At 62.1% G+C, this 26,981-nt stretch carries 24 protein-coding genes and 1 pseudogene; 14 read left to right on the top strand and 11 right to left on the bottom strand.

Annotation, left to right across the window (positions count from 1 at the left end):
* Positions 1–83: 83 nt before the first annotated feature.
* From Q0367_RS20370 to Q0367_RS20330, 10 genes and pseudogenes are all read left to right on the top strand, one after another.
* Positions 84–3,026 (top strand): FAD-binding and (Fe-S)-binding domain-containing protein, encoded by a 2,943-nt coding sequence (locus Q0367_RS20370; protein ID WP_297637947.1) that lies wholly within the window; start codon positions 84–86, stop codon positions 3,024–3,026.
* Positions 3,027–3,072: 46 nt separating this feature from the next.
* Positions 3,073–3,384: a virulence factor gene (locus tag Q0367_RS20365; protein WP_297637949.1), complete on the top strand. Its 312-nt coding sequence runs from the start codon at positions 3,073–3,075 to the stop codon at positions 3,382–3,384.
* A 90-nt stretch (positions 3,385–3,474) separates the two neighbouring features.
* Complete coding sequence (bmt, locus tag Q0367_RS20360; RefSeq protein ID WP_297640069.1) at positions 3,475–4,446, top strand: betaine--homocysteine S-methyltransferase; 972 nt, start codon at positions 3,475–3,477, stop codon at positions 4,444–4,446.
* A gap of 94 nt (positions 4,447–4,540) precedes the next feature.
* Positions 4,541–5,083 (top strand): methylenetetrahydrofolate reductase C-terminal domain-containing protein, encoded by a 543-nt coding sequence (locus Q0367_RS20355; RefSeq protein ID WP_297640068.1) that lies wholly within the window; start codon positions 4,541–4,543, stop codon positions 5,081–5,083.
* The gene (locus tag Q0367_RS20350) at positions 5,037–6,098 is read left to right on the top strand and encodes a methylenetetrahydrofolate reductase (protein WP_297640067.1); all 1,062 of its coding nucleotides are present in this window, start codon (positions 5,037–5,039) and stop codon (positions 6,096–6,098) included. The genes Q0367_RS20355 and Q0367_RS20350 overlap by 47 nt, the downstream gene beginning before the upstream one ends.
* Before the next feature lie 214 nt (positions 6,099–6,312).
* A complete protein-coding gene (locus Q0367_RS20345) occupies positions 6,313–7,215 on the top strand; it encodes a methyltetrahydrofolate cobalamin methyltransferase (protein ID WP_297640066.1) in 903 nt (300 codons plus the stop codon).
* The gene (locus tag Q0367_RS20340) at positions 7,212–7,814 is read left to right on the top strand and encodes a DUF1638 domain-containing protein (protein ID WP_297640065.1); all 603 of its coding nucleotides are present in this window, start codon (positions 7,212–7,214) and stop codon (positions 7,812–7,814) included. The genes Q0367_RS20345 and Q0367_RS20340 overlap by 4 nt, the downstream gene beginning before the upstream one ends.
* 305 nt (positions 7,815–8,119) lie before the next feature.
* A pseudogene (locus Q0367_RS21165) lies at positions 8,120–8,896 on the top strand (transporter substrate-binding domain-containing protein); the annotation flags it as partial.
* Between the two features lie 3 nt (positions 8,897–8,899).
* Complete coding sequence (locus Q0367_RS21160) at positions 8,900–9,658, top strand: transporter substrate-binding domain-containing protein (RefSeq protein WP_363325899.1); 759 nt, start codon at positions 8,900–8,902, stop codon at positions 9,656–9,658.
* Positions 9,659–9,758: 100 nt separating this feature from the next.
* The gene (locus Q0367_RS20330; RefSeq protein WP_297640063.1) at positions 9,759–10,958 is read left to right on the top strand and encodes a thiolase family protein; all 1,200 of its coding nucleotides are present in this window, start codon (positions 9,759–9,761) and stop codon (positions 10,956–10,958) included.
* A 183-nt stretch (positions 10,959–11,141) separates the two neighbouring features.
* Here Q0367_RS20330 and Q0367_RS20325 read toward each other — a convergent pair whose 3' ends face one another.
* The gene (locus tag Q0367_RS20325; protein ID WP_297640062.1) at positions 11,142–12,134 is read right to left on the bottom strand and encodes a phosphoribosylaminoimidazolesuccinocarboxamide synthase; all 993 of its coding nucleotides are present in this window, start codon (positions 12,132–12,134) and stop codon (positions 11,142–11,144) included.
* 33 nt (positions 12,135–12,167) lie between these two features.
* On the bottom strand, positions 12,168–13,538 hold the full coding sequence (locus Q0367_RS20320) for a TrpB-like pyridoxal phosphate-dependent enzyme (protein WP_297640061.1): 1,371 nt from the start codon (positions 13,536–13,538) through the stop codon (positions 12,168–12,170).
* Between the two features lie 355 nt (positions 13,539–13,893).
* On the opposite strand from Q0367_RS20320, the gene mug reads away from it, so the two are divergent.
* From mug to Q0367_RS20300, 4 genes are all read left to right on the top strand, one after another.
* On the top strand, positions 13,894–14,466 hold the full coding sequence (gene mug / locus Q0367_RS20315) for a G/U mismatch-specific DNA glycosylase (RefSeq protein WP_297640060.1): 573 nt from the start codon (positions 13,894–13,896) through the stop codon (positions 14,464–14,466).
* A gap of 19 nt (positions 14,467–14,485) precedes the next feature.
* Positions 14,486–16,372, top strand: coding sequence for an SLC13 family permease (locus tag Q0367_RS20310; RefSeq protein WP_297640059.1), 1,887 nt, complete (start codon positions 14,486–14,488; stop codon positions 16,370–16,372).
* Positions 16,373–16,493: 121 nt separating this feature from the next.
* Positions 16,494–17,252, top strand: coding sequence for a metal-dependent transcriptional regulator (locus tag Q0367_RS20305; RefSeq protein WP_297640058.1), 759 nt, complete (start codon positions 16,494–16,496; stop codon positions 17,250–17,252).
* Entirely contained in the window at positions 17,233–17,676 is a 444-nt protein-coding gene (locus tag Q0367_RS20300; protein ID WP_297640057.1) for an NUDIX hydrolase, read from the top strand. Before Q0367_RS20305 ends, Q0367_RS20300 begins: the two co-directional genes overlap by 20 nt.
* A gap of 98 nt (positions 17,677–17,774) precedes the next feature.
* Here Q0367_RS20300 and infA read toward each other — a convergent pair whose 3' ends face one another.
* From infA to Q0367_RS20255, 9 genes are all read right to left on the bottom strand, one after another.
* Positions 17,775–17,993: a translation initiation factor IF-1 gene (gene infA / locus Q0367_RS20295; protein WP_014435206.1), complete on the bottom strand. Its 219-nt coding sequence runs from the start codon at positions 17,991–17,993 to the stop codon at positions 17,775–17,777.
* Between the two features lie 8 nt (positions 17,994–18,001).
* Positions 18,002–18,187 carry a 30S ribosomal protein S21 gene (rpsU, locus tag Q0367_RS20290; RefSeq protein WP_162495862.1) on the bottom strand — a complete coding sequence of 62 codons (186 nt, stop codon included), beginning with the start codon at positions 18,185–18,187 and terminating at the stop codon, positions 18,002–18,004.
* Between the two features lie 208 nt (positions 18,188–18,395).
* Positions 18,396–19,448 carry a 30S ribosomal protein S1 gene (locus Q0367_RS20285; protein WP_297640056.1) on the bottom strand — a complete coding sequence of 351 codons (1,053 nt, stop codon included), beginning with the start codon at positions 19,446–19,448 and terminating at the stop codon, positions 18,396–18,398.
* Positions 19,449–19,723: 275 nt separating this feature from the next.
* On the bottom strand, positions 19,724–21,397 hold the full coding sequence (locus tag Q0367_RS20280; RefSeq protein ID WP_297640055.1) for a DUF4129 domain-containing protein: 1,674 nt from the start codon (positions 21,395–21,397) through the stop codon (positions 19,724–19,726).
* A 12-nt stretch (positions 21,398–21,409) separates the two neighbouring features.
* Entirely contained in the window at positions 21,410–23,149 is a 1,740-nt protein-coding gene (locus Q0367_RS20275) for an ABC transporter substrate-binding protein (RefSeq protein ID WP_297640054.1), read from the bottom strand.
* Between the two features lie 9 nt (positions 23,150–23,158).
* A complete protein-coding gene (locus Q0367_RS20270) occupies positions 23,159–24,154 on the bottom strand; it encodes a 1-phosphofructokinase family hexose kinase (protein WP_297640053.1) in 996 nt (331 codons plus the stop codon).
* A complete protein-coding gene (locus tag Q0367_RS20265; protein ID WP_297640052.1) occupies positions 24,091–24,720 on the bottom strand; it encodes a class II aldolase/adducin family protein in 630 nt (209 codons plus the stop codon). Before Q0367_RS20265 ends, Q0367_RS20270 begins: the two co-directional genes overlap by 64 nt.
* A 251-nt stretch (positions 24,721–24,971) precedes the next feature.
* The gene (locus tag Q0367_RS20260; protein WP_297640051.1) at positions 24,972–26,090 is read right to left on the bottom strand and encodes a polyprenyl synthetase family protein; all 1,119 of its coding nucleotides are present in this window, start codon (positions 26,088–26,090) and stop codon (positions 24,972–24,974) included.
* Entirely contained in the window at positions 26,050–26,937 is an 888-nt protein-coding gene (locus Q0367_RS20255; RefSeq protein WP_297640050.1) for a TatD family hydrolase, read from the bottom strand. Before Q0367_RS20255 ends, Q0367_RS20260 begins: the two co-directional genes overlap by 41 nt.
* Positions 26,938–26,981: the final 44 nt, after the last annotated feature.

Below are 26,981 nucleotides of genomic sequence, written 5' to 3'. Positions count from 1 at the left end.
CCTATGAAGGAGATGACGGCCGTATTTTCTCGCTCACACAAGCCGCATTGCATCTTCCCATTGAAGTCGTTATCATGGAAACCATGAACACGGCAGTTGACGACTTTCTCAACGATCTGCGTCCGCGTGTGGCGGGCGACCTGCGCAGCGATCTCTACACGCGCACCCTGTACAGCACCGACGCCAGCCTGTATCAGGTGATGCCGCACGGGGTGTTGATTCCTAAAAACGCCGATGACATGCAGGCGGCGATCGAACTGGCCGCCGCTTATCAGGTGCCCCTGTTGCCGCGCGCAGGCGGCTCCAGCCTGGCCGGGCAAACCGTCAACGCGGCGCTGGTGATGGACGTCTCGCGCTGGATGGATCAGATATTGGAGCTGAACGTTGAAGAGCGTTGGGTGCGCGTGCAGCCAGGCATCGTGCTCGATATCCTCAACAACAAACTGAAGCCTCATGGCCTGCAGTTCGGCCCCGATCCGGCCTCGAGCAACCGCGCCTGCATCGGCGGCGTCGTCTCCAACAACGCCACCGGCAGCCACTCGATCGTCTATGGCATGGCGGTCGATCATGTGCTGGAGATGAAGGTGCTGCTCGACGACGGCTCCACCGCGCATTTTCGTCCGCTCAATGAAGAGGAACTGCGCCAGAAACTGCTCGGCGACAACCGCGAGAGCGAAATTTACCGCCGTATGGCGGCGCTGGTCGGCGACGAAGAAAACCGCCGGATCATCCGCCGGGGCACGCCGCGTCACTGGCGACGCTGCGGCGGCTATAACCTCGCCCGCTTCATCCACGACGGCAGCATCGACCACTATCTGCCCCAGGATACGCGCTTCAACCTGGTGAACCTGATCGCTGGCGCCGAGGGCACGCTGGCCGCCATCACCGAGCTCAAGCTCAAACTGGTGGAGCGGCCTCAACGCACCGCGCTCGCCATCATGGAGTTCCCCACGCTGCTCGCTGCGCTGGAGGCGACGCCCGCCATCCTGGAGACCGGCCCAACCGCCGTCGAGCTGATCGACGACCTTAGTCTGCGCATGGCCGCAGAAAACCGCGACGCCGCACGGCTGGTCAAATCGTTCCTTCAGGGCGACCCTTTCTGTTTTCTGGCGGTGGAATACCAGGGCGAGAGCGAAGCCGAGCTGCGCGCACGGGTGCAGACGCTGCTTGATCGCTTCCGCCATCTTCCCATCACACCCCTGTTCGACCCAAAGCTCCAGGCCAACGTCTGGGCGGTGCGCAAGATCGGGCTGGGCCTGCTGATGAGCATGCGCAGCGACTGGAAGCCGATTCCTTTCATCGAAGATACAGCGGTGCCGCCGCACCACCTGGCCGACTACATCCCGAAGATCGAGGCGTTCTGTCGAGAGCTGGGAACGCAGATGACCTACTACGCGCACGCGTCGGCGGGGTGTCTACACATTCGCCCCTTGATCAACGTCAAACTACAGCCGGAGATCGACAAAATGCGCGCCATCAGCCTCTTCGTGGCCGACCTGTTGGGGCAGTACGGCGGCGCCCTCTCCAGCGAACATGGCGATGGCCGCGTGCGAAGCTGGCTGGCCGAGCGTTTCTATGGGCCGGAGCTTTACGCCCTGTTCAAAGAGGTCAAGGCCATCTTCGATCCAAAGAATCTCTTCAACCCCGGCAATATCGTCGATGGCCCGCCGATCGACCGACATCTGCGCTACGGGCCGGAGTATCGCACGACGCCTGTGCAGACGGCGTTGCATTGGCCGACCGGCTTTGCGATGGAAATCGAGATGTGCAACGGCGCAGGCGTCTGTCGCAAACTCACCACCGGCGCCATGTGCCCCAGCTTCATGGCCACGCGCGAGGAGGAGCACAGCACACGCGGCCGCGCCAACCTGTTGCGCGCGGCGTTGTCGGGTCGCCTGCCCACTGCGGAGCTGACCAGCCCGCGCATGTATGCGGCGATGGACCTCTGCGTGGCGTGCAAGGCGTGCAAATCCGAATGCCCCTCTTCGGTGGACATGGCGCGCATCAAGACGGAGTTTCTGGCGCAATACTACGCCCATCATCCACGGCGCAAGCGCGACTACCTCTTCGCCCACATCGACGTATTGAGCCGGCTGGCTTCTGGCTGGCGCGCGCCGATGGCGAATTGGGCGCTTTCTCTGAAGGTGACGAAAACGCTGCTGGATCGCTGGCTTGGCGTCAGCAAAGAGCGCTCGCTGCCGCGTTTTAGCCGCCATCCGTTTACGGCGCGTCGACTCAAAGCCACGGCGCAGTCGAAGACCGTCTCGCCGAATGAACGCACTGAGGAGTTCACCGCCGAAACGCAGAGCAGTGCGCTCCTTTTTGTGGACACCTACAACGCCTACGCCTATCCCCATGTGGCGGAGGCGGCGGTCGCGGTGCTGAAGGCGCTGGGCTGCGCGGTCGAAGCCGCGCCGATCACCGACGCGGGCCGACCGGCGCTCTCGAAAGGGATGATCGACCTGGCGCGCAGACGCGCGCAGCGCGCCGTTGAGGCGTTGCATCCACACGCCGCAGCGGGTCGCCCGATCCTCTTCCTGGAGCCGAGCGACTGGTCGGCGGTGGTTGATGATTATGCTGCGCTGCTGCCCGACGATGAGCGATTGCCGGTCGTCGCGGCGGCCTGTCTGACCTTCGAGCAATTCGTCGCCGACCGGCTGGCGCAAGGCCTCCCTTCGCCCTTTGGAGGAGAGCCGCAGGCGGCGCTGCTGCACGGCCACTGCCATCAGAAGGCGCTGACAGGAACAAGACCGGCGGTGCAGGCGCTCTCTGCGGCCGGATACCAGGTGCAGGAGATCGACAGCACCTGTTGCGGCATGGCGGGCGCCTTTGGCTACGAAAGCGAGCATGTCGCCATTTCGCTCAAAATGGCCGAGCATGGGCTGCTGCCCGCCGTGCGTGCGGCTGCGCCGACGACCGTCATCGTTGCGGCAGGCGTCAGTTGTCGTCAGCAGATTTTGAGCGCAACCGGACGACGGGCGCTGCATCCCGCCGAGGCGCTGGCGGCACGGCTGCGAAAATCTTAAAAGGGTCTCAATATCAGAACGCACAAAAGCGGAGGAACGTACAACGATGGCATCGTATCAAATTCTGTACTGGTCCGACATCCCTGTGCAGGTCAAGGCGTGGGTGGGGCGCAGTCGCTGCTCGACCCCACTTTCCGAGCGTTTCACCGAAGCCGTGGACGCCGCAGCGATGGCCGCCGGCTTGACCGGCTCCGACGCCTACACGGAGCAGTATCGCTGGAGCGAACCGCAGGAGCGCGAAGGCAGCCCCGAAGAAGTTGCTGCAGCTGTAGCCGCAGAGTTGGAGGCGCAGTACGTCGAGATCGATTGGCGCGCCACGGCGCAGGCGCTGCGCGCGCAGCGACGCAACAACGGATGAGCGCGCCGGCGGCTTCATTTTTGAGTTGGTTGAGAGAATTGCTGTTTTCTGGCAAAATGCAGGTAAAGACCCAACCTTTTTAGGAGACTCATGAACAAATTGCTCGACTTACTCCAAAAACGCTCTGTTTTACTGCTCGACGGCGCCATGGGCACCGAGCTCTTCAAGCGCGGCCTGGTCTCCGGCGGCTGCCCTGAGGAGTGGAACGTGAGCCATCCCGACCGCGTGCAGGACGTGCACCGCGCCTACGTCGAGGCCGGCTCAGACATCATCCTGACCAACTCTTTCGGCGGCACGCGCTATCGGCTGAAGCTGCACAATTTGCAGGATCGCGTCGTGGAGCTGAATCGCGCCGCCGCGCAAAATGCGCGCGCCGTGGCCGACGCGGCGGGCCGCCCCGTGCTCGTCGCCGGCTCCATGGGGCCGACCGGCGAGCTGCTGATCCCGATGGGAGGCATGAGCTACGAAGAATGTCGGGACGCCTTCGCCGAGCAGGCGCGCGGACTGATCGAAGGCGGCGTCGATCTGCTCTGGATCGAGACGATGAGCGACCTCAACGAAGTGAAAGCGGCCATCGAGGGCGCGCGTTCCGTCAGCGCAGAGATTCCCATCTGCGCCACCATGAGCTACGACACGCGCGGGCGCACGATGATGGGCGTCACCGGCGCACAGATGGCGCAGGAGTTGGCCGGTCTCGGGCTGACTGCGATCGGCGCCAACTGCGGCAACAACCTGATCGACACCGAGGCTGCGCTGGCGGAAATGCGCGCCGCAGCGCCGCAGATGATTTTGATCGCCAAGGCCAACGCCGGCATGCCGCGCTATGAAGGCGAGAAGCTGATCTACGACGGCACGCCGGAGGTGATGGCCGCTTACGCCGACCGCGTGCGCCGCAACGGCGTCTCGCTGATCGGCGGATGTTGCGGCAGCGGGCCGGCGCACATTCGCATGATGCGCCAGGTGCTCGACGGCCTCATTCCGGTTCCGGACGCGCCCCCGCCCACGACGCCCGCCGCGTCGGAGCCAGCCGGCCGCGTCCGCGAGCGCCGCGTGCGGAGATAACTTCTCTCCATTGGAAGCGTCTGACTCTTCGGGATGGCGCTTCACTTTGGAAGGGGTTGCAACAGAAGGTGAAACGCAACAATACGAAGCACTCATGTTTCCTTTTAAGCGCCCGACTCTGCTCGAAAAAGCCTATCAGATCGCCGAACGCACCGCCTGGGCGCTCAATCCGTGGATCGCGCGAATCGGCTATCGCCGCGTCGAGCGGGTGATCAAGCCGGTCGAGGACTTCGCCAAGGAGCGACTTTTCGGCTGTCGCCACTGTGGACAGTGCATCCTGCACTCGACCGGCATGTCGTGCCCGATGGAATGCCCGAAGAACCTGCGCAACGGACCCTGCGGCGGCGTGCGCGCCAACGGCCACTGCGAAGTCAAGCCGGAGATGCGCTGCGTCTGGGTCGTCGCCTATGAAAACTCACTCCAGATGCCGATCTACGGCCATGAGATGCATCAGATTCAGCCGCCGGTGAATCGCCAACTGGAGGACACCTCGGCGTGGATCAACATGCTGACGGGCGCAGACAAACGCGCGCCCGCCGGCTGGATTCCGATTGAAGATATATGCGTCGCCCAACCTTCTCCTCTTTCCCATGCCAGAGTTCGCACGCAACGCTCAACAGCCGAACATCCATCCTGAGGAGGGGCGAAGCCGCAGCCAGGCGGAGCGTGAACCTCGCAGCAGGCTGGAGCGCGTGTTGCGCTCCGGTCGGTTCGCCGTGACTGCGGAGCTGAATCCGCCCGACTCCGCCGATCCGCAGGAGGTGTACGACGCGGCGCTGGTGCTTTCCAGCGTCTGCGACGGCATCAACGCGGTCGACGCGTCGGGCGCCAACTGCCACATGTCGAGCGTGGCGATCTGCGCGCTGCTCACACGCGCCGGCTACGAGCCGGTCTATCAGGTCTCCTGTCGCGACCGCAACCGCATCGCTATTCAGGGCGACTTGCTCGGCGCGGCGGCGATGGGCGTGCGCAACGTGCTCTGTATCACAGGCGACGACGTGACGGTCGGCGACCAGCCGGAGGCCAAACGCGTCTTCGACCTGGACAGCATTCAACTGCTCCACACGGCGCGCATCATGCGCGATTACGGGGTCTTCTTGAGCGGCCGCAAACTGACGACGCCGCCGCCGTTCTTCCTCGGCGCAGTGGAAAATCCATTTGCGCCGCCTTTCGACTGGCGCCCCCATCGGCTTGCCAAAAAAGTGGCGGCCGGCGCCGAATTTATCCAGACGCAGTACTGCTTCGACCCGGCTCGCTTCCGCGTCTTCATGCAGCGCGTGCGCGACCTGGGCCTGCATGAAAGATGCTACATTTTGGTCGGCGTCGGGCCGTTGCGCTCGGTCGGTGCGGCGGAGTTCATGCGCGCGCGGGTGCCGGGCGTCTACATCCCGGACGCAGTCATCGAGCGGCTCAAGGGCGCGCCGAAGTCGCAACAGCGCGCCGAAGGCAAGCGCATCTGCATCGAGATCATCCAACAGGTGCGCGAGATCGAAGGGGTGGCGGGCGTGCACATCATGGCCTACCGCCAGGAGGAGCTGGTCGCCGAGATCGTGGAGGAGGCCGGCCTCTTGCCCCGCCCCTTCCGCAGCGATGCGCCGCCGCCCCCGCCGCGCAGACGTCATCGCCCCACACAGCGCATTCCCAATCCATAATTTTCGCCGATCTGTGGTTTAATTTCACTGCAACGTTTGCTGCGTCGGCGAGCTGACGCCGTTTAGGGAAACTTTGCTTTTCCGGCGGAGCCTGCTCTGCTGTTCTTTGCACGATTGCGGCTTTGCGTTGAATCGATTTCGAGAACGATCTTGCGGTCGGTCTTGCACCGATCGCCGAACGGAAACAAAAAAACGGGAACAGAAGGAGTTCTGTGTGGAAACAGTTGTCAGTTCTCGCACCAAGGAGGTGCGCATCGGGCCGGACTTGCCCTTCGTCATCATCGGCGAACGCATCAATCCAACCGGCCGCAAAAAGCTGGCGGCGGAGATGGCGGCCGGCGACTTTTCGCGCGTGATCGGCGACGCGTTGGCGCAGGTGGAGGCCGGCGCGCACATGCTCGACGTCAACGCCGGCATTCCTCTGGCCGATGAGCCGGCGATTCTGGCCGAGGCGATCAAACTGGTGCAGTCGGTCGTCGATGTGCCGCTGGCGATCGACTCCTCGATCGTCAAGGCGCTGGAGGCCGGACTGGCCGTCTATCAGGGCAAGGCGCTGGTGAATTCCGTCACGGGGGAAGAGGAGCGGCTGGAGGCCGTGCTGCCGCTGGTGAAAAAATATGGCGCGGCGGTGATCGGCATCTCCAACGACGAAACGGGCATCTCAGAAAACCCAGAGGTGCGCCTGGCTGTGGCGAAAAAGATCATTGAGCGCGCGCAGGATCACGGCATCCCGCGCGAGGACGTGTTGATCGACCCGTTGGTCATGCCGATCGGCGCCATGCGCTATGCGGGCCGCCAGGTGTTCGAGATCGTGCGTCGCTGCCGCGACGAGCTGAAGGTCAACACCTGCTGCGGCGCCAGCAACATCTCCTTTGGCCTGCCCAACCGCGGCCCGCTCAACGCCACTTTCCTGGCGATGGCGATCGGCGCCGGGCTGACCTCCGCCATCACCAATCCGCTCGAGGAGCACATCCGCATCGCCGTCAAGGCCGCCGATGTGCTGACCGGCAACGACGAGAACTGCCTGAACTGGATCATGGCCAACCGCGAGCCGCGGCCAGAAGGCGAGGCTGCGGGCGGGGGCGCCCGACGCGAACGAAGGATACGAAGAGGATGAGCACCTGCCTCATCATCTGCGGTGCGCTGGCGCGGGAAATTCTGGCGCTCAAAGAACGTCATCGCTGGCAGGTGGACGTGGCGGCGGTTCCCGCCACGTTCCACATGACTCCTGCGCGCATTGCGCCGGCGGTGGAAAAGCGCATCCTCGAGCTGCGAGAACGCTACGACCGACTCATTGTCGTATATGGCGACTGCGGCACAGGCGGCGCGCTCGATGAAACGCTCGATCGGCTCGGCGTGGAGCGCATCGCCGGGCCGCACTGCTACGAGTGGTATGGCGGCGGCCTTTTCCAGCAGTTGATGGACGAAGAGCCGGGCACCTACTTTCTCACCGACTTCATGGTGCGCCACTTCCGCACGCTGATCCTCAAAAGCATGGGGCTGGATCGCTTTCCGCAGCTCAAGCAGGATTATTTTGGCAACTACAAGCGGCTGGTCTACCTCGTGCAGAAGCCCGACCCGGCGTTGATCGAAGAGGCGAAAGCCGCCGCCTCCTACCTGGAATTGCCGCTGGAGATTCGCGCAACCGGATACAATTTGCTGGAGGCGCGGCTCCTGGCGCTGCTGCAGGAGGAGGGGGTCAAGGCGAACGTCTGACGCAACAAACCCCTCTTTATAGAAAACAGAATTGCTCTTCACCGCCCTCAATTCGTCTTCTGACCGGCGTTTATTCGCCGCCCTCGCAAACGCAAAAGACGCAACCTACTCACAAAGTGATAGATCAGCTAGATGGAATTGTGCTATAGTTACCCCACAACATAAATGCGACTCAAAGATTCCATACAAGAACCATTTCAAGGAGACCTGACATGATCAAAGTGCAACGAGCTTCTCTCTGGTTAGCGCTTTTCCTGCTGTGGACGCTGGTCTTGAGCGCCTGCGCTCCAACGCCTGCACCGACGGTGGGCGTAGCGACCGCGCCGCCTGAAGCGCCTGCTGCACCCGCCGCGCCCTCCACGCGCCCGAACGTTGTCTACGATCTGCCGGACCTGGGGGGACGCGTCATCCGCGCAGCCGTGGCGAACGATTACACGCCGCTCCAGTACATCGACCCGGCGACGGGAAAGGCCGTGGGCTGGGAGTATGATGCGATGCATGAGATTTGTGCGCGGCTCAACTGCGTGGTGGAGTGGAACAACGTCTCGTGGGATGCGATGATTGCGGCGATCAGCGCCGGGCAGTTCGACATCGGCATGGACGGCATCACCATCACGGCGGAGCGGGCGCAGCAGGTGGACTTCAGCCGCCCCTACATGACCTCCCAGCAGTTCATGCTGGTGCGCGTCGAGGAGGATCGCTTCACGACGCCGGAGGAGTTCGCCGCCAACCCCGACCTGCTGATCGGCGCACAGCCCGGCACCACGGGCTTTTACACCGCCGTCTACGACATCCTGGACGGCGATGAGGCCAACCCCCGCATCAAGCTCTTCGAGACCTTCGGCGCATCCGTCCAGGCCCTCATCGCCGGAGACGTCGACATGGTGCTGGTCGACGCCGCCAGCGGACGCGGCTACATCGGCGCCAACCCGGAAAAACTCAAAATCGTGGGCGACGCCATCAAGTCCGAGGAGTTCGGTTTCATCTATCCCAAAGGCTCCGACCTCGTCGCACCCATCGACGCCGCCATCGAAACCATGCTCCAGGACGGCTTCATCGACCACCTCAACACCAAGTGGTTCTACCTGACCGATCCCAACGGCGAAGACATCTACGATCGCCTGCCGAACCTGGGTGGCCGGGTTGTGCGCGCAGCCGTGGCGAACGATTACACGCCGTTGCAGCTGATCGATCCCAAGACCGGTCACGCCGTGGGCTGGGAGTATGATGCGATGCACGAGATTTGTGCGCGGCTCAACTGCGTGGTGGAGTGGAACAACGTCTCGTGGGATGCGATGATTGCGGCGATCAGCGCCGGGCAGTTCGACATCGGCATGGACGGCATCACCATCACGGCGGAGCGGGCGCAGCAGGTGGACTTCAGCCGCCCCTACATGACCTCCCAGCAGTTCATGCTGGTGCGCGTCGAGGAGGATCGCTTCACGACGCCGGAGGAGTTCGCCGCCAACCCCGACCTGCTGATCGGCGCACAGCCCGGCACCACGGGCTTTTACACCGCCGTCTACGACATCCTGGACGGCGATGAGGCCAACCCCCGCATCAAGCTCTTCGAGACCTTCGGCGCATCCGTCCAGGCCCTCATCGCCGGAGACGTCGACATGGTGCTGGTCGACGCCGCCAGCGGACGCGGCTACATCGGCGCCAACCCGGAAAAACTCAAAATCGTGGGCGACGCCATCAAGTCCGAGGAGTTCGGTTTCATCTATCCCAAAGGCTCCGACCTCGTCGCACCCATCGACGCCGCCATCGAAACCATGCTCCAGGACGGCTTCATCGACCACCTCAACACCAAGTGGTTCTACTTCTATGACCCCAATCGGTGATGGAGTCGGGTAGCGTCTTGTCGATGGGCGTCGGCGCAGCTTCACCGCAGGTTGCGCCGACGCCGCCGACCGCCGTTGATCACTGCAAAGGAGCAGCCAGATGTCTGAGACCTACATCGTCTCCGCCGTGCGCACTGCGATTGGAAAATTCGGCGGGGCGCTCAAGGATGTTTCTCCGGTCGATCTGTGCGCCCACGTCATGAAGGCGGCGATCGACCGCGCCGCCATCGACGCCGCCGATCTCGACCTCTATATTTTCGGCAATATCCTCAAACATGGGCACGGACAGCTTGTGCCAAGACATGCGGCGTTCAAGGCGGGCATCCCTGCCGAGGTGGACGGCTACGCCGTCGATATGCTTTGCTCGTCGGGGATGATGAGCGTGATGAACGGCGACGCTGCCATCCGCGCCGGCGACGCCGACCTGGTGCTCGTGGGCGGCGTCGAGTCCATGTCGCAGGCAGGCTTTGTGCTCAGCGCGCGCGCCCGCTGGGGCTACAAACTCCTGATCGGCGACAATGTCGAACGCCTGCAGGACGCCATGCTGGTCGACGGCCTCACCGACCCGCTGACAGGCGAGCTGATGGGGGAGGAGACCGAACGCCTCTGCGCCGTGCACGGCGTCACGCGCGCAGAGTTGGATGAAGTCGCCTGTCTGTCGCACGCCCGTGCGGCCGAAGCGAGGGCAAGCGGCAAGTTCGCCGACGAAATTGCTCCTTATGCGATCCAGGAGCGCAAACGCACCGTGCTTTTCGCCGAGGACGAAGGCATTCGCAGCGACACCACGATGGAGACCCTGGCTGCACTGCGCCCCGCCTTTGCCAGAGAAGGCGTGCTGACCGCCGGCAACTCCAGCCAAATTTCCGACGGCGCAGCGGCCCTGGTGCTGGCGAGCCCCCGCGCAGTCCAGCGCTATGACCTTAAGCCGATCGCCAGAATCCTGGGCGGCGCGTGGGCGGGCGTGGACTCCTGGCGCTTCGTAGAAGGGCCTGCGCCAGCGATCCGCAAGCTGCTGCGCAAGCTCGACGCCAGCCTCGACAGCTTCGACCTGATCGAGAACAATGAGGCCTTTGCGCTGAACAATGTCCTGCTGCGCCGCCTCCTGGAGATTCCCTATGAGAAGATGAACGTGCATGGCGGCGCCATCGCACTGGGGCATCCCATCGGGGCGTCGGGGGCGCGCATCCTTGTCACGCTGGTGCATGCGCTGCGCGCGCACGGCAAGCCGCGCGGGCTGGCGACCCTGTGTCACGGCGTCGGCGGGGCGACGGCGCTGGCGGTGGAGCTCTGTGAAAAATAAAAGTCGGTCTCGCAGCGAGACCGACTTATTTGTGGTGCCCCCACTCCGACTCGAACGGAGATGCCCTAATGGGCACAGGCCCTCAACCTGCTGTGTATACCAATTCCACCATGGGGGCACTGACAACTTTAGTATAGCCATTTTCCTCCCGAAAGTCAAAAATTATCGAGAGGATTTTGAAGCTCAACATGGGTTTTTAAGCCAGCGCCGTAGATTGGCCTCGATGCGTGGGCCGGCAGGGTATGCGGCCGGCTCAAAGGGAGCGCCGGTCAGCAGTTCATATGTACGAATGTAACGCAGCGCCGCCTGCAACGCCAGCTCGGCGGGCAATGGGAAAGGCTCGCCTTCTCCACGATACCCATGCGCCGCATAGTGCAAACGAATGAACTCCTTGTCGAAGTTGTCCGGCTCCTGCCCGGCAGCGATCCGCTCTGCGTAAGTGTCGGCGATCCAGAAACGGCTGGAGTCCGGCGTGTGGATTTCGTCGATCAGCATCACCGAGCCGTCGGCGGCCAGCCCAAATTCATATTTGGTGTCCACGAGAATCAGCCCCCCGCGGCGCGCCAGCTCCTGGCCGCGCTTGAACAGCGCCAGCGCAGCCCGGGAGACCTGCTCCCAGACGTCGGCGGCGACCAATCCCTTCTCCACCACCTCGGCGCTGGTGATGCGTTCATCGTGGCCGCCGTCGCGCGCCTTCGTCGTCGGCGTGATGATCGGCTCGGGCAGGGGATCATTTTTGCGCAGGCCGTCCGGGAAGTCGATGCCGTAAATCGTGCGCGCGCCGAGGCTGTATTGATACCACAGCGCAGTGGAGGTTACGCCGGTGATGTACCCGCGCACAATCACCTCCACCGGCAGCGGCTCACAGACGCGCGCGACGGTCACGTTGGGGTCCGGCAGGGCAATCAGGTGATTGGCGATGATGTCCTGCGTCTGCGCAAACCACCAGGCGGAAAGTTGCGTCAACACCTGGCCTTTGTAGGGGATCAACCCCAGGATGCGGTCGAATGCCGAGAGGCGGTCGGTCGTCACCAGGATCAGACGCTCGCCGCAGCGCTCATCCTGAAAGCGGTAAATATCGCGCACCTTGCCGCGCGTCCGCTCGCCGAGGAAGGGGAGATCGACTCCTTCCAGGGCGAGCGGAAGAACGGCCTTCACCTGAGTTTCGGTCAGCATAGGTCGCTTCGTATATGACGGTCGGGTGGATCGTTACGCCGGGATCGGAGGCGTGTCGATCATGGCAATGGCCGCCTCGATCTCTTCCTGGCTCATTTCATGCTTCTGCAGACGACCTTCAAAATATGCTTCATACGCAGCAAGGTCGAAGTGACCATGGCCGCACAGGTTGAAGAGGATCGTCTTCGAGACCCCTTCTTCTTTGGCGCGCTTCGCCTCGCGGATCACCTGAGCGATGCCGTGGTTCGCCTCCGGCGCCGGGATGATCCCTTCCGTCCTGGCGAAGAGCACGCCCGCCTCGAAGGTTTCGATCTGGTCGATGGCGGACGCTTCGATGACGCCGTCTTTGAGCAGCTGGCTCACGATCACGCCGGCGCCATGGTACCGCAGTCCGCCGGCGTGAATCTTCGCCGGCACAAAGGTGTGCCCCAGCGTGTACATCGGCAGCAAGGGCGTCATGCCGACGGTGTCTCCGAAATCATAGCGGAAGACCCCGCGCGTGAGCTTGGGGCAGGAGGTCGGCTCCACAGCGATGGCGCGCACCGGTTTGCCTTCGGTCAGCTTATAGCGCAGGAAGGGGAAGGAGATGCCGGCGAAGTTGGAGCCGCCGCCGAAGGGCGCAATGACGATGTCGGGGAAGTCGCCCGCCATCTCGAGCTGCTTGATCGCTTCCTGGCCGATCACCGTCTGATGCATCAACACGTGGTTGAGCACGCTGCCCAACGAATATTTGGCGTCTTCGTTGGTGGCGGCCACCTCCACCGCCTCGGAGATGGCGATGCCCAGGCTGCCGGGCGAATCGGGGTCCTGCGCCAAAATCTGGCGCCCTGCGTTGGTGCGGTTAGAGGGGGAAGCGTACACCTCGGCGCCCCAGGTGTTCATCATGATCTTGCGATAGGGCTTCTGCTCGTAGGAAACGCGCACCATGTAAATCTCGCAGCCGACGCCGAACAGGTTGCAGGCGAAGGCGAGCGCGCTGCCCCACTGGCCGGCGCCGGTTTCGGTGGTGATGCGCTTGACGCCCTCTTTCATGTTGTAATAGGCCTGGGGCACGGCGGTGTTGGGCTTGTGGGAGCCGGCGGGGCTGACGCCTTCATATTTGTAATAAATTTTGGCCGGTGTGTCGAGCGCTTTTTCCAGGCGACGGGCGCGATAGAGCGGAGTCGGGCGCCACAGCTTGTACACCTCGCGCACCTCTTCGGGAATTTCGACCCACGTTTCGGTCGTCACCTCCTGTTTGATCAGCTCCATCGGGAAGAGCGGCGCCAGATCGGCCGGCCCGATCGGTTGGTGCGTGGCCGGATGCAGCGGCGGCAAGGGTTTGTTCGGCATGTCGGCGACGATGTTGTACCACTTTTCGGGAATATCGCGCTCGGACAAGATGAATTTGGTCTGCTGGCTCATCGGTTGCTCCTGCTGGTGAGAATGAGATGGTGATGCGACGAGTTCGAGAATGTAGCCGCCTGGATTGCTCCGGTGCAGAGACCGAACAGGCGAATGTTCTCCAGCGAGACATTGTACACACCCCTGCGTCGAACGACAAGCGCGCCCTCAAGAAGGCGCTCCTCTGTCCGCCGAGACGAGTCACAGATGAAAATTCTGGGAAGCGCTGCTGCGAGCAGCGCCTACGGATTCCTAGATACGGATTCTCCCATTTACGGATTGCCGTCCGCTGGGCTTTCTGGAACACATCGGCAAACATTTCCTATTCACCTGACAGGCGATGGGAAGGTGCGTCTGCGCATGATATACTGAAGGCATGACTTTTGCGAAGAAACCCGCTGCGGAAGACCTGATCGTCGCCCACAACCGCGGCGTTGAAGATGTCATCGCGCCGGGGCTGCGCGTGCTTTTCGTGGGCATCAACCCGGGTCTCTACTCCGGTTGGACGGGCTATCATTTTGCGCGGCCGGGCAACCGTTTCTGGCCGGTTTTGTACGCAGCCGGTTTCACCCCACGCCTTTTGAAGCCCTCTGAGCAACATCTGCTGCTCGAGTACGGCTGCGGCGTCACCAACTTCGTCAACCGCGCCACCGCCACAGCCGCCGAGCTTCGTGCCGAAGAGTTGATCGCCGGCGGGGAGCGGCTCTTTCAGGTCGTGCAGCGTTTTCGGCCTCGAAGCGTCGCCGTCCTGGGCGTCACCGCCTATCGCACCGCCTTCCGGCGACCCAAGGCGCAGGTCGGGCCACAGGCGGAGACGCTAGCCGACGTCCCCGTATGGGTGCTGCCCAACCCCAGCGGACTTAACGCTCACTACTCCTTTGCGTCGTTGACGGCGCTCTTTCAACAATTTCGTCTGCAACTCGACAAACTGCATCCCTCTCCAGACTGAACCTGGCGGAGATCCTCTCATGCTCTTCACCTTCGCCGTCCTGGCCGTCACCATCTTGCTGTTTGTCTTTTCCAAATTGCGCGCCGACCTGGTCGCCTTGCTTTCAATGCTGGCGCTCTACCTCGGCGGCGTGCTCACCACCCAGCAGGCCCTGGCCGGCTTCGCCGATTCGACGACCGTGATGATCGCCGCGCTGTTTGTAGTAGGCGAGGGATTGTCGCGAACGGGCGTCACCGCCTGGCTTGGGCAACATCTGATGGCGCAGGCAGGCGGCAGCCCGATGCGCCTGTTGGTGATCGCGATGGCGGGCACGGCGTTGCTTTCGAGCGTGCTCAGCAACACAGGCACCGTGGCGGTGCTGCTGCCGGCGGTGACGGCGGCCGCCTGGAGGCTTCACATGGCGCCTTCGCGTTTTCTGCTGCCGATCGCCATCGCCGCCAACCTGGGCGGTCTGCTGACCCTGATCGGCACCCCGCCCAACATTGTAGTGACCGACGCGCTGGCGACCCAAGGAGCACGGCCTTTCAGCTTTTTCGAGTTCGCCTGGATCGGCGTCCCTCAGGTGACGGCGGCCATTCTCTTCATGGCTTTCTTCGGGTTTCGGCTGCTGCGCGATCGCCCCAGCGAGGAGCGCCCTGTCGATGTCGTTCAGCTCGTCTCACGCCTCGTCGAGGAGTATCGACTCGCCGAACAGCTGCATCGGGTGCGGGTGCGCCCGGGCTCGCCGCTGGTCGGCAAGACGCTGCGCGAAGCGGCGCTGGGCCGGGATTTCGGCGTATCGGTGGTTGTGGTGCAGCCAGACCACGTCCCGCTGGCGGACCATAGGGAGCCAGGGGAGGCAAGCCGGCTGCGCGCCCAATTGGAACGGATTCAACGCGCTCCCAGAGAAACGCCTGGCCCGGAGACGGTCCTGCATGAAAACGACATCCTGGTGCTCGATGGGGAGCCGGATGCGGTTCAACGCGCCATGGAGGCGTTCGACCTGGAAAAGCTGCCGCTGGACGTCGAAGATGAGGAATTGGCGAATCTTCTACTCTCGCAAGACGTCGGCGTGGCGGAGGTGTTGGTGGCGCCCCGCTGCGAGGATCAGAACCGCACCCTGGCGCGCGCTCAATTCGCCGGTCGCTTCGGCGTGCAGGTCCTGGCAATGCGGCGCGGCGACGAGTTGCTCTCGCGCACCCGCGACACGCTCCACGTCGGCGACAGCCTGCTGGTGCGCGGACGCTGGAGCAACATCAATGCTCTGGCGAGGGCAGGCCAGGGATACGTCGTCGTGGGCGAGCCAGAGTCGCTGGCTCGCCAGGTCGTGGCGCTCAGCCCCCGGTCGCTGACTGCGCTGGCGAGCTTGGCCGGGATGATCCTCCTCATGGCGACGAGCGCCGTGTCCACGGTGATGGCCGTGCTGCTCGCAGCCATGGCGATGGCGCTGGCCGGCTGTTTGCCCATTTCGGCGATGTACCGCTCCATTCAATGGCAGACTGTGGTGCTGATTGCCGCCATGCTGCCCATGAGCACGGCGCTGCAGGTTACAGGCGGCACACAGCTCGTCGCCGATGCGCTGGTGACGACGCTAGGGCAGCAGGGGCCGCTGGCGTTGATGGCGGGAGTCTTTCTCCTGACCGCCGGCTTTAGTCAGGTGATGAGCAACACGGCGACTACGGTGCTGGTGGCGCCGATCGCCTACAACGCGGCGCTCAGCCTGGGCGTTGCGCCGCAGCCCCTCCTGATGATGGTGGCGGTCGGCGCGTCGGCGGCGCTGCTCACACCGATCGCTTCGCCAACCAATGCATTGGTGTACATCCCCGGCGGGTACACCTGGGGCGACTATGCGCGGGTTGGCCTGCCCCTGCTCTTAATCGTTATGGGGATCGGGTTGACTGTGGTCCCATGGGTATGGCCGCTTTAGCGTGGCCGCAAAGCACCGATCCCTTCGATCATTTGCGGCAAGAGACGCCCAGATTGACAAACGTTGCTTCCAAATCATATAATCCACCCAGAATAATTCTGAGCAACATGAGAAAAATTCAATGCGAACATTCTGTGGACTGACAACCGATGGCATGCTGGAATATCTGGCTGCCATTTACAAACTGGGGGGGCGACGCGGGCGCGCCTCCGATAAAGTGACAACCTCGGCGTTGGCGGAAAAAATGCACGTTTCGCCGGCTGCAGTCTCCAGCATGCTCAAACGACTGGAAGAATCGGGCTTTGTCGATCGCTCAAACAGCGAGGGGATCACCCTGACCGAACAGGGAGAGCTGGCGGCGCTGCAATTGATCCGAAGGCATCGCTTGCTGGAGGTCTTTCTGGTCAAAGTCATGGGGTACACCTGGGATCAGGTCGACGCCGAGGCGCACCGCCTGCAACACGCCATCAGCTCGGCGTTTGAAGATCGGATGGATGAACTGTGTGGGTATCCGACGCACTGTCCCCACGGCGATCCGATTCCTCGCAAAGACGGCGCCATGCCGGACGAGCCGCTGACGCCGCTCACCGACCTGCAGCCGGGCCAGGAGGCCGTCCTGCGGCGCATCGGCAACACCGACGCCCGCGTGTTGCGCTATCTTTCTCAATTGAAGTTGGAGCCAGGGCGCATCGTGACATTCATCGAAGCGGCGCCCTTCAACGGGCCGGTGACGATTGAGGTGCATGGAATGAACGGCGACGAAGAGCGAGTGAGGCAGGTGTTAGGCAGCGAGCTGGCGGCTCAACTCTTTGTGTTGGTTAAACAACCCACCGAATCGGTGCAATGGGAAGTGGTGCGAGATGGCGCTCAAACAATATGAATCCGCCGGCGGCGTAATCATCGACGATTGCGGCCGCATGCTCCTGCTCGACAGACCGGCGCGCCGCGAGGTGCGCCTCCCCAAAGGCCACGTCGATCCAGGCGAGACGCCGGAAGAGACCGCACTGCGAGAGACCCGAGAGGAAAGCGGATACGCTGACCTCGAAATCATCGCCGATCTCGGAAGTCAGGTGGTCAAGTTCACCTTTCAGGGAGACGACTTCGTTCGCACGGAGCGCTATTTTTTGATGCGACTTCTCAGCGAACGCACAACTCCTCGAAATCGCAAGGATGAAGCGCAATTTGCTCCTGTCTGGACCCCGATGGAAGAAGCCGTGCAGCGATTGAGCTTCGAGGCGGAGCAACAGTTCGCCCAACGCGCCATCGACGCCTATCGAAGACTCAAAGAGCAGCAGCTGCTGTGATGGGGATGGGGAAATTCTAAGCGGTCGGCAAAAGAAAAAGGGGCTGATAAAAGTCAGCCCCTTTTCAACGCCCTGCAATTTGCCCAATCAATTCCCAATCAATTGCGGTATCGATACGTGATGCGCCCTCGCGTCAGATCATAGGGACTCAACTCGACCTTAACGCGATCCCCTAACAGGACACGAATATAATACTTGCGCATTTTGCCCGATAAATAGGCAAGCACGGTGTGGCCATTTTCAAGTTCAACCTTGAACATGGCGTTCGGCAGCGCATCGACAATTTTACCGTCGAGGGTGATTGTTTCTTCTGGCATGAGTTTCCTTAAGAACGATTCAACCGTTGAGCCTTGCGAATCGCTTTTTGCCGCTTGATGCGACGGATTTCGCTCTTGGATGTGAACCAGCGTTTCTGTCTGACGATGGGCAAAATGCGCGCCTCAGCCACCGCTTTGCGGAAGCGTTTGAGCAGCCCTTCCTGGGATTCACCTGGACGAAGCTCTACACTCATCTCTCCATTCACCCCCTTTCGTCAGACATTTCTTTCAAATAAGCCTTTCAAGCAAACTATTCCTGCATTGCACAACATCATTCATTATAGTGGAAGTCCGAAAGGCGGCCAAACCAAGAGGTGCATTATGACAAAAAAGAGCGAGATTCGTTCCAGAACCTCGCTCTTTTGCCACATATGTCCGGACGGAACAGGAGCTCTCAGCAAATCAGGCTTCAGGAGCGCCGCCTTCATTTGCCTGTCGGATGCTCAGCCCCACGCGCTGTCGCTTGGGGTCGACGCGCAGAACCTTCACCATCACCCGGTCGCCCGGTTTCACCGTCTTCAGCGGTTCCGCCACGGCGATATCCGCCAGCTCGCTGATGTGAATCAAGCCCTCGACGCCCGGCTCCAGCTCGGCGAAGGCGCCGAAATCGGAGATGCGCGTGATGGTGGCCGGAACGATGGCGCCGACCGGATAGCGCTCCTCGATGCCGTCCCACGGATTGGGCAGCAACTTTCGTCGGCTCAGCGCCACGCGTTGCGTTTCGGGATCGATGCGGATCACTTGCACTTGAATCTTCTGGCCCACGGAGATCGCCTCGCGCGGGTGATTGATATTGCCATATCCGATCTCGCTGACGTGCAAGAGGCCGTCGACGCCGCCGATATCCACAAAGGCGCCGAACGGACGAATGCTGCGCACCACGCCTTCAATCACATCGCCCACCGCAAGCGTCTTGAAAAGCTCCTCCCGCTGAGCGGAACGATACTCGCGTTCCGCCAACATTTGCGACATAACCAGCCGCCGACGCTTGGGATCGACCTCGATCACCTTCAGGCGCATTTCTTCGCCGATGCGACTCTCGAATTCGGCGCGACGTTGCTCTTCGGTCAGGTTGCGAGGCATGTCCACCAGATGCGAGGCCGGCACAAAGCCGCGGATATGGTTGAATTCGACGGTGAGCCCTCCCTTGTTGTAACCGACGACTTTGCGCGTGGTGATCTCACCGCTTTCGAGCAGCTGTTCTGCGATCAGCCAGTCGCGTTTTTGTTGGGCGTCTGCAATGCTGAGCAAGAAAACGCTGTCTTCCTCAGGCTGTTTTGCGATCACAACGTCGATCGTCTGGCCTTCGCGCAGGCTCTTGACAAATTCGGGGTCAAGCCTGGCCAGATCCGACTGCGGCACCACGCCATCTCGCTTGCTGCCGATATTGACCAGCAGCTCGGTGGGGCGGATTTCAACAATGACGCCTTCGCGCAGGTCGCCGCGCCCTGGCATATCCAGATCAATGCCTTCACTGAGATACTGCTCAAACAACTGCAAATCAGACGACTTTTGTTCCTCGCTATTCGGCGCGCTACCCTTGCTCTCTGCCTCGGACATCTAATACGACCTCGCCTTAAGTGTTAGTTTGCAGGGGGCATGCTTTCCAGCGTAGGTTCAATATGTCCACGATGAAACCTTCGGCAGGAATCCATCCCCAGTGGTGAATCATTGCTAACCTGATTATATCAGCCTCGTAAAGTGGCGTCAAGGCAATTGCGAAGAGGGAGTTATTCAACCGCTTTTGCAGGCAGCGTCTTACGTAAGCGTTTCCAGCTTTGGCGCAGCGCATCGACGTCGTCCGGCTTCATGGCTCCGCCTGCGTAGCGCACTTGAATGAATGCATCCGTCAGGGCGTCGATGTCTGCCCTTGTTTCCGCAGAGGCGTCGAGAGCGCTTTCCAGGCGCACCGCATAATGGCTTGGCGTTTCTGCGGCGCGCCGCGCCACTCCCTGCGCCGCCCCATGTTCCAGCAAACGAAAATAGAGGAACCGCACGCGCTGTTCCGGCGTGAGCAGCCGCCAGAGCGTCAACCGTCGCAGAAACGTTGACCAGTGGGCAGGGACCCGTTCTTCGTCCACGTCTGGGGCGAAGTTCTGCGAGCGCCATCGCGCTGCGGCGTCAACAAGCCTCAGCCAGCGCTCAAGCAGTCGCGTCCAGAATCGCCGCAGCCAGGCCAGGGAGATCTGCTTGTCGCTGAAATAGATGCGGGCTGCGTAGCCCAGCAGAATCAAGACGGAGAGCCAGAAAAATGCGCCGCCCACCCAGGGAGGGATCACCAGCATTTCCGGCGGCTCCCTCAGGATGGTCTCAGCGGGAGGAGGCGACGTCGCCTCTTCCGGGCGTTGGCCGGCGAAAGGCAGCAGGGAAAGCAACAGGAAAATGGCCGCCATCAAGAGTCGATAGAGCAGATAAACCAGTGCAAAGAGCACGTTGAGAATGGCTCCCAAGATGATCGAGAGGAGATAGGTGTCGCCCAACGGCAGGAAGGCGGCCGCCACTGCAAAGAAAGCGATGACCAACGCGGTGTAGATAGGCCAGTTGCGGACGATGGAAGGCATGGTCGGCACGCGATCGATCGTCCAGTGCGCCCGCAGCACGGCGAGCTGCCCCTGACTGATCAACAAAAGTCCGCTTAAGAAATAGATCAGGATCGCCCCGATCGCCAACGGATCGATGTCCAGCCGCGTCAGGCTCCAGAAGCCAGGGCGGGTGACGCCGAGACGCAAGGTCGAGACGAGGAGAATCAAACCGATGCCCCAGGCCACCCAACGCGCGACAAAACCGCGCAGAATGGCGGCGCGCCCCGTCGGCGCCGGTCGCGCAGAATCGGCGAAGCGAACATTGGCGCGCCGATTGAGCCAGAGTTCATCGGGTTGCAGCGCCATTCGAGTCAGGTCGTCGGTGAAATCGATGGCGGCGTACCAGGTGAAAAGGATGGTGACCAGTGCGAACAGGAAAACTCCGTCCAACAAGGCAGCCGAAGGATCGTTGAGAAGGAGGAGAGGCCCAGGCAACGTTCCCGCCGCCAGCCAAAGTGCAAATCGCGCCAGAGCGACCAGCAGAAAAATCTCCGCCGCCCGGTACCCTGAAGAACGGCGCAGCCGTTGCGCAGGCAATGCCAGCCAGGTCGTCGTCGTGGAGCCGATGATCGCCGCCAGCACCCCCATGCCGACGATGGTCCAGCGTACGCTCGCCGCCATTTCGGGTGCATACTGGCGCAGGAAGGCCAGGATCGCCACGTTCATGCTGCTGACCATGATGATCACCAAAGCGGGCCGAAAGAGGGCGCCGAGCCAGTCTCGATCGAACTGTTCGGCCGCCGGCTGCGGCAGCGTCCCCACTTCCGCGGCTTCGACGGCGCCGGAGAGTTCCCGGCTTGAAGACTTGGGTTGATCGCTCATGGTCACATCCGCTCAGGACAGACGATGCCAGACGTGCACATTGTGATAAAAATCCCAGGGGCCGGGCTCGATCCCGGCCCAACGGCTGCTATAGCCGATGTTCTGAACAATTCCGGCGAGGAAGACGTAAGGCAAATCGTTGTGCAAGATCTGTTGGATTTCGCGATAGATGGGCGCCCGATCCTGCGGCTGGCAGCCAGGCGTAGTCAGTCCCTGCTGCAGAAGCGTCTCGAGTCGAGGGTTCTGATAACTCACAAAATTGAAGCCGCTCCCCGGCCGGTCCATTTCCGCCATCCATAGCTCATGGTCATCTGGATCGATTCCGATATCTTTCCATCCGCTCAACGCCAGGTCGAAACGCTGGCCGAGCAATTCTCGGGTGAAATTGGATGCTCGCATCGGCTGCAAACGAATGTCGAAACCCACCGCGTTGAGCTGGTCGCGCACCGTCTGAGCGATCCGTTGATAGTACGGATTGTCCTCGACAAAGATCAGGTTCAATCGCAGCGTTCGGATGCCTTTCTCGCGCACGCCATCCCGATTTAAATCGACCCAGCCGTTGTTCTCCAGGATCGCCCGCGCCGTGTCGGGGCTGTATGGAGCGGGTTCGAGCGTTGGATCGAAGGCCCAGGGAACAATAGGCAGCACATTAGCCGCCAGAGGATAGGCCTGATCCAGGTAAATGGCGGCGACGATGCCGCGCACATCGATGGCGTGATACATCGCCTCGCGCACCAAGCGGTCGCTCAACACCGGATGGGGATCCTGGAAAAGAAGCGCTCCATCTTCTCTCACCCCTCGCTGAGGCGCCGCCGGATTGGCCAGGTTGATGGCGAGAAAATCGTAGGCGTCCACGGGGCCGCTCGCAACTTTGATCTGTGGAGCGTCCAACAGGTTCAGCAACTGATCCGGCGTCAGGGCCGTCTCATCGATGGTCCCTGCAAGCAGGAGTCTCAGACGCTCGTCCGCGTCGGGCAGAATGCGAAAAACCATGCGCTCCATGGATGGCGCGCCCTGCCAGTAGCGAGCGTTGCGCCGCAGCACAACGCTGTCGTTCGGAATATAACTTTGAAAGATGAAAGGGCCTGCGCTGACGTCGGGCGACTGGTTGAAAAAGCTGGTGGCCACGTCGCTGAAATCTTCGGCGAAGCGGTGGCTGGGAAGCCATGCGACGCGCAGCAGCGAGAGCGCATCGCAGCGCGGCTCGCGCAGGCGCACGCGCACGGTGAGCGGATTGACAATCTCGATCGCCTCGATCGGTTCGGCCAGGCGAATGTAAGGAGAATCGGCGCCGATCGCGCGTATCGCTTCGTAAGTGAATCGGAAATCATTGGCGTCCACGGCTTCGCCGTCGCTCCAGGTGACGCCGGGGCGCAGATAGAAGGTCCACAAGCGACCTGCCTCCGAGACTTCCCAGCGCTCCGCCATGGCGCCAGCCGCACCGGGTTGGCCGGTGAGCGGATCCGGGCGAACGAGGGACGGATAGAGCATGGCATGGATGGCCACGCTGGCGCTGTCGGCGGCCAGGATCGGGTTGAGACTCGTGGGATTGGCGGCGATCGCTCGCGTCCACACGCCTCCTGGCATGGGTGAGCCCGTCAGATACCCGAAGGGCGTCGGCGTCGGCGTGGGAAAGACAAAGGTGGTCGCCGTCGGGCGTCGTTCACAGGCGGAGAATGCGAACAGCGCCAGGAGCAGTGCAAGGCAAAAGGCCAATCGGCCTGCTTGAGAGAACAAAGGTCGTGCATTCATGGGAAGCGCTTATGTCCAGGGTGTCACCCGCACATCCGCCAGCAAATGCTCGACGTCGGTGTAGCGCACCTCGGCCGTGCATTCCGTCAACACCGAAGCGGCGCTGACGGCCGCCGCCCAGCGCAGCGTATCCGCCCAGGAGTCGCCCAGGGAGCGTCGCCATACGATGGCTGCGGAGGCTGCGTCGCCGGCCCCGGCGGCGTTGACGGCGCGCTGCACCGGCGCCTGCGCCTGCAGAACGCCTTCGTCGGTGAATGCGAGCACCCCTTCGCGGCCACAGGTGAGCACAAGGGCAGGCAGGCGATAGGTTTGCTGCGTCGTCCGCGCCGCAGCGACGATGGCGGAGAACTCGCCGCCGCTCAACCCGAACGTGCTGATAAACTCGTCATGGTTCATTTTGGCCACTTCTGGCTGCGCCGCCAACGCCTCGAGCAGCGCTGCGCCCGTGGCGTCGATCAAAACAGGTCTGCCTTCTGCATGGGCGATTTCGGTGACCAGACGATAGAACGACGGCGGCATGCCGGGCGGCAACGAACCGGCGGCGACCACCCACGTGGCTGCGGGCAGGTGGAAGCGCAGGCGCGCCAGCATCGTTTCGACGTCGGCGGCGGTGACCGGCAGCGAGCCGATCATGACGTGACTGTGTCGAGCGCGCGCGGTCTCCACGATCACGTTCGCCAGCCGCGTCTCGCCCGGCAGCCAGATCGGATCGACGTTGATTCCGTAATTCTGCAGCACATGGACGAGGAGTTTGCCGTAGTAGCCGCCGACAAAGCCAACAGCCGTCGTTTCAAGCCGAAGCCCGCGCAGGGCCACGGAAACGTCGAAGCCCTTGCCCCCTGCACACTCGATGAAACGAGGGGCGCGCATGGTGGTGGTCGGAACGAACTCGTCGATGAAGATGACCCGGTCCAGGGCGGCGTTGGCGGTGAGCGTCAAGATCATGATGGCGTCGTCGAGTAGGTCAACGGGGCGGCGGGCAACAGGCTCTGGCTGAGAATGCACCAAGCGTTCCAGTCGATGCGCTCCAAAGCGTCGACCGCCGCCAGCAGGTCAAGGCCGGCGACGACGATCCCATGTTTGGCGAGCAGCACGGCGGCCGCCTGTTTGCGAATGATGGCCTCGCGGCCGTGCAATTTTTCCACAACGTGCTGCGCCAGCGCCTCACTGTGCGCCGGCGCAAAGGGCGCGACCGGCGTCACCCCAAATTTTTGCGTGCCTTCCAGCACCGGCTCGATCGCTCGACCGGCGACGCAGAAGGGAAGCACATGGAAAGGATGTGCATGAATCACGGCGCCAACGTCTGGATAATGACGATATATGGCCAGATGCATCCTGCTCTCGCGAGAGCAGCGCGGATGTTGCAGGAGCTCGTCGCCGTCGATCGAAGCGCAAAGGATGTCGGCGGGCGCAAGCTGCCAGTGTTGCCTGCTGCCCGCGTAGCGCGGCGTGATATATATCTTGTCTCCCGCGCGCGCGCTGATGTTGCCGCCTGCGATGTCGGTCAGACGGCGATCGAACATCAAGCGCGCCACCTGAATGATCTCTTCTGCAATCGATTGATGTTGCATCGTCGCGCCTTTACTGCATGCATTGTCCGGTGGATTCAAGCGTCCCCTCCACCGAGAGGATGTGACTGCCTCCATGGCAGCAACTTCATGGTACGTAGATATGGGCTTGCCGTCAACTAACCGTTGCGCATGCAATCGGGAAGGCTGCGATGCAGAAAGCAGGCGTATTTCAGAAGGGAGGACAACTTACGGTCCCGTGTAAGAGCGCAGGCGACAAGCCGAAGAGAGGGCGACGTCTGCAGTGATGCGGATCAGTAGGTGCGTTTTTCGACGAATTCGCACAGCCCCAGAAGCGAGCTTCGATAGACGTTGTCGGGCAAGGCGGAGAGGTTGTCCACGGCGCGGTTCAAAAAGCGGCGCGCCTCCTCGCGCGCGGCTTCAATGGCAGCGCTGTTGCGTAGATCGCGCACGAGCGCAGCGACAGTCTCGTCCCAAACGGTCGGGTTGCCGTTGTCGGCCTCGCGCTGCGCCTCCTCCAGCGTCGCCAGCACGCTCTCCGGCGCTGGGTGTTGCTGAAGATAGTGAAAAAAGGGCAGGGTGAGGGTGCCCTGGTGCAGATCGCTGCCCGCCGGCTTGCCCAAGGTGGCGTTGTCGCCGATAAAATCAAGAATGTCGTCGATGATTTGAAACGCCATGCCGAAGTTGTAGCCGAACTGGTGAAGGTCGTCGATGCGCTCTTCGGGCAGCCGGGAAAGGATCGCCGCTCCCTGCGTGGCTGCGCAGAAGAGGCTGGCGGTCTTTGCGTAGATACGCTGATAATAGTTTTCACGCGGCTGCAAGAAGTTGTAGCGGTCTTTGAGCTGGCGCAGTTCGCCGTCGACGATGGTGCGCAGCGTGTCGCTGAACAGCCGAATGACGCGCATATCGCCGGTTTCGGCGGAAAAGTGAGCGGCGGTGCCGAAGAGATAGTTGCCGGCCAATACCGTGGAGACCCCACTCCAGCGCGCGTTGAGCGTCGGCGCGCCGCGGCGCAACAACGCCCCATCGATGACGTCGTCATGCACCAGCGTCGCCGTGTGCAACATTTCCACGGAAGCCGCCAACGCAATCACGACGTGATGGCGCGGGCCGCCCTGCATGGGGCCGTTGAATTCCGCCGACAACAACGCCAATGCCGGACGCAGTCGCTTGCCTCCGCTGCCGATGAGCGTGAGAAACGCTTCGGCCAATGGCGCAAAGAGTGTGGAATCGACCGCGCGCAATTTGGCCTCCACCTGTCGCAATCCAGGGCGGATCGGCGCAAACAACGCGTTGACGTCCGGCGGAGCATCGTTGCGTTGCGGAATCGTTTCAACAGCCTCGTACGACGCCGATGGGTCCATGGCCATGTCAGGAATGGACGGCGGTGACGTGAGTTGAGAAATCAACACCGAATCGATCCTCCAAACCAAATCGATCCTCCAAACCAAAGAAGCGAAGCGCTGTGGCGGTCGTCTGCATGGCGACTTCTTCCGGCGTCCGCGCCAAAAGATGCGCCAATTCTTCGCACACCAACGTTACGTAGGCCGGTTCGTTGCGTTTGCCGCGCAACGGATGCGGCGCCAGATAGGGTGCGTCGGTTTCGAGCAACAGGCGATCCAGGCGCAGCTGGGGCGCCAACGCGCGCAAGGAGCGCGCATTGCGAAACGTCACCGGCCCGCCGAGGCCGAGCACGAAGTTCCAACGATAGGCCTCCTCCGCCAGCGCTAGATCGCCGTGAAATGCATGCAACACGCCGGCGAAGGGGCGTTGCGCCAGCGGGGAGCGCCGGAACAAACTGCCGGCGATCCACTCGCTCACCATTTCCCGAATCTCCGGGTCAGCTTCGCGGCTATGGATGATGACAGGCAGGCCCAGCTCCGCCGCCAGTTCCAGTTGCTGAGCAAAGACGCGTCGTTGTGTTTCAGGCGCCGATGTTTTCCAGTGGAAATCCAGCCCGATTTCGCCGATGGCCACCACCTTGGGGTGTTTCGCCATCTCCGCCAGCGATGAAAGCGCGTCGGCGTCAAAGGAGTCTGCGCTGTTGGGATGGACGCCGACCGCCACGTACAACTCTGCGAATTGTTCGGCGAGCGTCAGCGCGCGACGACAGCCATCCAGGTCGATGCCCGGGTTTATGATGAGTCCAACGCCTTTTTCGTTCGCCCGCGTCACCACCTCCTCACGATCGCCGTCAAACTGTGGCAGATCGAGATGGCAATGGCTATCGACAAGCCGCAAGGGGCGCTCTACTCGCATGAACGACAGAAACCTTCTTCAAACATTGATCATCTTTTATGCAT

This window comes from uncultured Caldilinea sp. (assembly GCF_937128415.1).
Lineage (GTDB): Bacteria > Chloroflexota > Anaerolineae > Caldilineales > Caldilineaceae > Caldilinea.
The sequence above is the reverse complement of the archived record's forward strand: the minus strand, read 5'-3'. Positions and strand labels throughout refer to the sequence as shown.